Genomic DNA, 5,702 nt, shown 5'->3' with positions numbered 1-5,702 from the left:
ATTACATAGCCGGATGGTTTTCAAAAAAGAAGATCATCCGGCTATTTTTATGCCCGGATATCTGAAATAACTTATGGAATATCCAATCACGGGCAGGAAAGGAGATGATTTTTATGCCTTATGTTGCGCCGGAAGTGGTGCAGAGAGTGAAACAGATCGACCTGCTGACCTATCTGAAAACCTATGAACCTTACGAGCTGGTGCATTTCTCCGGGAACACTTATACCACCAAAACCCACGACAGCTTGAAAATTTCCAACGGGAAATGGATGTGGTGGAGCCGGGGGATCGGGGGCAGGAGTGCACTGGACTATCTGATCAAAGTGAGGGGATATGACTTCATACAGGCGGTACAGACCATAGCAGAACAGGCGGCGATCCAGCCGCCTGTTTCCATACCAGCCGAAAAGAAAACAGAGAAAAAGCTGATCCTTCCAAAGCCATACCGCTATCAGACGTATGCAGTTTCTTACCTGCAGAACCGTGGGATTGATATGGAACTGATCCAGTATTGTCTGAAAACCGGACAGATTTATGAGAGTGAGAACTACCATAACGTTGTTTTTGTAGGGATGGATCAGAGCGGGATTCCACGTTATGCGGCTCTGCGTGGGATCGGTTCAGACTTTGTCGGGGAGGCGTCCGGGAGCGACAAAAACTATTCTTTCTGTATCCCGGCAGAAGAAAAATGCTGCGAAGTCCATCTGTTTGAGTCTGCGATTGACCTGTTGTCTTACGCCACAGAGCAAAAACTGGACGGGGAAAATTGGAGAGAAACGCACCTGTTATCCCTTGCGGGCGTGTATCAGCCTGCCAAAGAAATCGAGAAAAGCAAGGTTCCGGCGGCGCTGACACGCTTTCTGAAAGAACATCCGGAGGTGGATCGGGTGGTGTTCCATCTGGACAATGACCGGACAGGAAGGCTTGCGACACAGGCCATCCGGACGGTGCTTCCGAAGAAATACCAGACAAGAGATGAGCCTCCAAAGCAGGGAAAGAATTGACGGTTCTGAAAAAATGGATAAAGGATAATTTTAAAATCAGAAAGAACCCTGAGCAGATACGATGAAAAGATTTTCTTGACTTTTACTATTGATAATAGTACTATTGATAATAGTAAAAGGAGAGATAAACTATGTCGTCGATTGATTTAGTGATACTTGGTATCGTGTTGGAAAAACCTCAAAGTGCATATGATATTCAGAAAGATGTGGAATACCACCACCTTTCCAGATGGACGAAAATAAGTGTTCCTTCTATTTATCGAAAAGTTCTTCAGTTAAGCGAAAAAGGATATTTGAAAAGCAATGTTGTAAAAGGAGACAGATTTGCGGATAAAGCGGTCTACTCGATCACCGATAAGGGAAGAAAATATTTTAACGAGTTAATGTCCACCTATGCGTCAGAAAGTATTCCTCTGCTTTTTGACTTTAATGTCGTTATTACAAATCTGAATAAGGTTAGTAAGGATGAAGCTCTAAAGCTGATTTCAAAACTCAGAACAAGTATTCAGTCGTCTGCTCTATCAAGTGAACAATATGCTTCTGAATTTTCAGATATACCGCTTGTTGGAAAGACGATATTTGAACAGCAAAGGCTTTTATATCATGCCCTTTTGGATTGGCTTGATAATTTTGAAAGTCAATTTTCTCAAGAATAAATATGACTATGAAAAGCAGCCTGACAATTCTGTTTGAAGCCCCATTTTGGATCGGTTTATATGAGCGCATAGATGGCGATAGATATGAGGTTTGTAAAATTACTTTTGGTGCAGAGCCGAAGGATTATGAGGTATATGATTTTCTGCTTCAAAATTGGCGTACTCTGAAATTCAGCCCGCCCCTTAAAGCAGACAGAATTGAAGAACGGAAAATCAATCCGAAGCGTATGCAGCGGGAAATCAATAATCAGTTACAAGACCGGGGAATAGGAACAAAAGCGCAGCAGGCACTTAAGTTACAACACGAGCAAAATAAACTGGAACGAAAAACCAAAAGCCGGGAGCAGCGGGAAGCGGAAAAGGAACGCCAGTATGCTTTACGGCAGGAAAAAAAGAAAGCCAAGCACCGAGGAAGGTAATGTTTGCAGAAGCAGACAGGGTGTGTCGTGTAGTTAAATATGATGAATGACGCTTTATGTCCTGTTCATCTTCTGGAATGAGGAACGCCTCCGGCATTACAGCCGAATGAAAAAGGCAGATGCCTGTACCATCGTCTCGGCACTTAAAGTGCTGGCAGAGCATGGATGTATGAACTAATTCCTTCCGTGATGGGGCGGATAACCGCCCCATCAAAGGGAACATTCCATGACAGATATCCTGGCAATTTCATGTCAGCATGACAGAGCGGGATCATGACATCCCAGGAGAGCATTAACAATTTTACCTGTAAAAAAATTTTTTGAAAAAAGTGAACCGCATATAAAGTCATGGCGAATATAGGGTGAACGGGCAATGGAGGTGAAACATTGGACGCAAGAGAAATCGAGAAGTGTATTGATGAGTTCGGTACAGATATATATAGATTTTGCCTGAAACTCTGTATGGACAAATCAGAAGCAGAGGACTTGTATCAACAGACTTTTCTAAAAGCGTTAGAAATGGAATGGACACTTGACTGGGGGCAAAATCCAAAAGCACTGTTTTTTTTTCCTTGACACACAATCTTTGGAAAAGCGATAGACGAAAGCAGGCCCGCCGAAATATGATTGCTCCATGTAGTAATTTTGATGATGAAGCAGAAACAGTCTTACATTCCGACGAAAGTATTGAAGAAAGCTACTTGCAGAAAGAATTGATTTCAGAAGTTAATCGGATTATTGAAACCCTACCAGAAAAAATCCGAATACCGCTGACACTGTTTTATCTTTCTAATTGTTCCGTAGAGCAAATATCAACAATCATTAAGAAACCGCCCGGAACGGTAAAAAGCCGATTGTTTAAGGGAAGAAGTCTGATTAAGAAAAGATTGGAGGAAGCAGGATATGAAAAATGACCTTTTCAATACAGAAATTGATGAAATCATCCGGGCTTCTATGAAACTGGCTGACGAACCAGACCCGGAGTTGAACAGCAAACTGAAAGCGACATTGTATCAAAAAGAAGCAGCAATGCGAAAGCAACCCGCCACACGCGGTTTTTCTCTTTGGTATTTGCCGATGATTTTGAACTTAGTTACATTTATTATGCTGGCAAGTGTAGCACTAATAGTTATCAGCAACACTTATTTGTCTTACTTTGCTGCGGGTATCTGTTTCTACATTGGATTGGCTGGCGTTTTGCTTACCATAGTTGGTGTAAAAAGGACAAATATGAAAAAGGATATAACAATCCGTGTTGAGAAAAGAGGTGTATTGGCATGAATAATACAAAAAAGAACAGACTTCCGCTTTATATTGGTATTCCAGTTATCTTGCTGTTGATTTTCCTGCGGTTTGGCTTGTATTTTCTAAAAAGTGATGGCTTTAGCGGTCTTTCTATGCTGCTTCCCATTCTTCTTCTTCTCTTTATCCTTTTTGCCTTGTGTACTGCTGCTTTTTTTGCGGCATGGGTATATCAAGATTGCAAAAAGCGGGGCGATGACCCGGTATTATGGGCGATTGTGGTTTTTATCGCCACCCCTTTTATTGGATTGCTGATTTACTTTCTGCGCCGTTCAGAGATAAAAGCAACGTGTTCTGCCTGCGGGCATCGAATTTCATTGAAAGCAAAATATTGTGAGGAATGTGGAACACATATTGAAAATAGGGAGGCTAATGGTGTTATGGTAAAACAGGGAACCCATCATTTGAAATTTATTGCTGCGGGTATTGTCAGCATGGTGCTTATGCTGATGTGTTTGACCGGCTTTATCGTCAGTGCTGCTACGGGAAATGGTGTGAATACAAATGTTGCTTCTAACGACCGTGTTTGGAATTTAGGTGTAATTAGCATGAACTCTAACACCTATCTGAATGGTGTATGGAAGTTGGATTTTAGAAGTGCAAGCGATGGTTTTGTGGAAGAACAGGACATGATGGTAGAGGACGCAGATACACAAATGCTTTATGCAGACATCTCTTGTGAAACGGTGCCTGAGGGCGCAACACTTGTTTTGTGGTTAGTACAGGGCGAGGTTGTGAAATCCGTTGATGTGACAAATCTGTCCGAACCGCTTGAATATCCGCTGAATGATTTTGAAAATGGAGAAATCCATGTAAGATTGCAAATCAATGGTGTGGAAGATACTATTTCAGAAATTTATGTGAGATAACAAAATAAAATTTGTTCATATAAATTCAAATATTAAACTAATCGTTAGGGAAAAGGAAATGCGAAACAGTATAAAAAAATATATTGTACATTTAATTGTGTTTTTACTTATAAGCATAATCTATCTTATATACTGCTATTTAAAGGACAGTGTTTTAAATGTGGATTATATTATATTGTCCATTTTTATAATAGTAGTTTATTCCATAATGTATTATTTCAGAAAACAGTAACTCTTAACATGGAGAAATGTATGAAAAAATCTAAGGTCATAACATTTATAGGAGGCTTCTATATATTTGGCGGAATTATTTCTTTTCTTTCTTTATTTAGATGGCAGTCCGTTGAATACAGTTTTTGCTTTGCCAGACGTACCGGATTATATCATTAAGTTTTTGCTTGCTATCATCTATATACCAGCAGGATATTTGTTCCTGAAAAGAGTAAAATTTTCTAACTGGATGATATTGGTATTAGCTGTTTTGACTTTCTGTATAAGCGCAGAATTGACAACAACTTTTAACGCTCAGCCATACATTGGAAATATGCTGTATTCGTTGTTCGTTATCATTGCGACAATAATCAGAAGGAAAGAATTTACCAACAATATCAAATCCACGATATGAAACTCGATTAGCAAAGCCCGCCGGAACAGTCAACGGTCAAGAATTTATTTAATAAATCTTGGGGAAAGAATTAAATAAATCCTAATTTGCCGACATGCTCAAACTCATATTGCGATATATATTTACATAGCCGGATGGTTTTCAAAAAAGAAGATCATCCGGCTATTTTTATGCCCGGATATCAGAAATAACTTATGGAATATCCAATCACGGGCAGGAAAGGAGATGATATTTATGCCTTATGTTGCGCCGGAAGTGGTGCAGAGAGTGAAACAGATCGACCTGCTGACCTATCTGAAAAACTATGAACCTTATGAGCTGGTGCATTTCTCCGGGAACACTTATACCACCAGAACCCACGACAGCTTGAAAATTTCCAACGGGAAATGGATGTGGTGGAGCCGGGGGATCGGGGGCAGGAGTGCACTGGACTATCTGATCAAAGTGAGGGGATATGACTTCATACAGGCGGTACAGACCATAGCGGAACAGGCGGCGATCCAGCCGCCTGTTTCCGTACCAGCCGAAAAGAAAACAGAGAAAAAGCTGATCCTGCCAAAGCCTTACCGTTATCAGACGTATGCAGTTTCTTACCTGCAGAACCGTGGGATTGATATGGAACTGATCCAGTATTGTCTGAAAACCGGACAGATTTATGAGAGTGAGAACTACCATAATGTCGTTTTTGTAGGGATGGATCAAAGCGGAATTCCCCGTTATGCGGCTCTGCGGGGCGTCGGTACAGAGTTTGTCGGGGAGGCGTCCGGGAGCGACAAAAACTATTCTTTCTGTATCCCGGCAGAAGAAAAATGCTGCGAAGTCCATCT

Annotated in this window: 9 protein-coding genes; all 9 read left to right on the top strand. The window is 41.1% G+C overall.

Going from position 1 to position 5,702, the window contains the following annotated elements; translation table 11 throughout:
- Positions 1–113: 113 nt before the first annotated feature.
- Positions 114–1,004 carry a DUF3991 and TOPRIM domain-containing protein gene (locus tag FGQ86_RS13450; protein WP_171031576.1) on the top strand — a complete coding sequence of 297 codons (891 nt, stop codon included), beginning with the start codon at positions 114–116 and terminating at the stop codon, positions 1,002–1,004.
- Between the two features lie 131 nt (positions 1,005–1,135).
- On the top strand, positions 1,136–1,660 hold the full coding sequence (locus tag FGQ86_RS13445; RefSeq protein WP_138304629.1) for a PadR family transcriptional regulator: 525 nt from the start codon (positions 1,136–1,138) through the stop codon (positions 1,658–1,660).
- A 2-nt stretch (positions 1,661–1,662) separates the two neighbouring features.
- The gene (locus FGQ86_RS13440; protein ID WP_171031575.1) at positions 1,663–2,079 is read left to right on the top strand and encodes a YjdF family protein; all 417 of its coding nucleotides are present in this window, start codon (positions 1,663–1,665) and stop codon (positions 2,077–2,079) included.
- A 387-nt stretch (positions 2,080–2,466) separates the two neighbouring features.
- Positions 2,467–2,655, top strand: coding sequence for a sigma factor (locus tag FGQ86_RS16530; RefSeq protein ID WP_243127279.1), 189 nt, complete (start codon positions 2,467–2,469; stop codon positions 2,653–2,655).
- Complete coding sequence (locus FGQ86_RS16525) at positions 2,652–2,993, top strand: RNA polymerase sigma factor (protein WP_243127277.1); 342 nt, start codon at positions 2,652–2,654, stop codon at positions 2,991–2,993. The genes FGQ86_RS16530 and FGQ86_RS16525 overlap by 4 nt, the downstream gene beginning before the upstream one ends.
- A complete protein-coding gene (locus tag FGQ86_RS13430; RefSeq protein WP_138304625.1) occupies positions 2,983–3,360 on the top strand; it encodes a hypothetical protein in 378 nt (125 codons plus the stop codon). The genes FGQ86_RS16525 and FGQ86_RS13430 overlap by 11 nt, the downstream gene beginning before the upstream one ends.
- Complete coding sequence (locus tag FGQ86_RS13425) at positions 3,357–4,250, top strand: zinc ribbon domain-containing protein (RefSeq protein ID WP_138304623.1); 894 nt, start codon at positions 3,357–3,359, stop codon at positions 4,248–4,250. Before FGQ86_RS13430 ends, FGQ86_RS13425 begins: the two co-directional genes overlap by 4 nt.
- A 298-nt stretch (positions 4,251–4,548) precedes the next feature.
- Positions 4,549–4,875 carry a hypothetical protein gene (locus FGQ86_RS16335; RefSeq protein ID WP_207670741.1) on the top strand — a complete coding sequence of 109 codons (327 nt, stop codon included), beginning with the start codon at positions 4,549–4,551 and terminating at the stop codon, positions 4,873–4,875.
- 234 nt (positions 4,876–5,109) lie between these two features.
- Positions 5,110–5,702: DUF3991 domain-containing protein (locus FGQ86_RS13420; protein ID WP_171031574.1), on the top strand; the 593-nt coding region annotated here is incomplete at its 3' end.

Source organism: Clostridium sp. BSD2780061688st1 H5 (assembly GCF_005845155.1).
GTDB lineage: Bacteria > Bacillota > Clostridia > Lachnospirales > Lachnospiraceae > Claveliimonas > Claveliimonas intestinigallinarum.
Note: the sequence above shows the minus strand (reverse complement) of the source record. Positions and strands in the feature narration are given on the sequence as shown.